Below are 553 nucleotides of genomic sequence, written 5' to 3' on the forward strand. Positions count from 1 at the left end.
TGCCCATGGAGAGCGTGACGATGGCCGCGCCGCAGGCGAGGACCTGCACCATGGAGAGCTTGGGGATTTCGGAGGACATCCGGCGAATGTAGCCAAAAGTGCCGCGCGGCGCTCGCGGGCCGGTGCGGGTAAACCCGTGCAGCGGCCGGGTGGCTGTCTTTTCATCCAGTGTCGCCGGGCGCGCCGCACTACAATCCGCGCCCATGGCAGCCAAACCCTCTTCCGTCTCGCCCAGCGACTATTCCGAAGGTTCGATCCGCGTGCTCAAGGGCCTGGAGCCCGTGAAGCAGCGGCCGGGCATGTACACGCGCACCGACAACCCGCTGCACATCATCCAGGAAGTGCTCGACAACGCGGCCGACGAGGCCCTGGCCGGGCACGGCAAGCGCATCAAGGTCACCCTGCATGCCGACGGCTCCGTCGGCATCGAGGACGACGGCCGCGGCATTCCGTTCGGCCTGCACCCCGAGGAGAAGGCCCCGGTGATCGAGCTGGTCTTCACGCGGCTGCACGCGGGCGGCAAGTTCGACAAGGGCAAGGGCGGCGCCTACAG

The 553-nt window shown here is 68.0% G+C and carries 2 protein-coding genes; one reads left to right on the top strand and one right to left on the bottom strand.

All coding sequences use genetic code 11. The features are described from left to right. The coding region (locus K9U40_RS23330; protein WP_282892450.1) for a hypothetical protein at nucleotides 1-214 on the bottom strand (214 nt) is incomplete at its 3' end. Nucleotides 215-260: 46 nt separating this feature from the next. On the opposite strand from K9U40_RS23330, the gene K9U40_RS23335 reads away from it, so the two are divergent. After that, a partial coding sequence (locus K9U40_RS23335; RefSeq protein WP_282892451.1) for an ATP-binding protein occupies nucleotides 261-553 on the top strand: 293 nt, incomplete at its 3' end.

The organism is Xanthobacter autotrophicus (genome assembly GCF_030015065.1).
Classification (GTDB): domain Bacteria; phylum Pseudomonadota; class Alphaproteobacteria; order Rhizobiales; family Xanthobacteraceae; genus Xanthobacter; species Xanthobacter autotrophicus_D.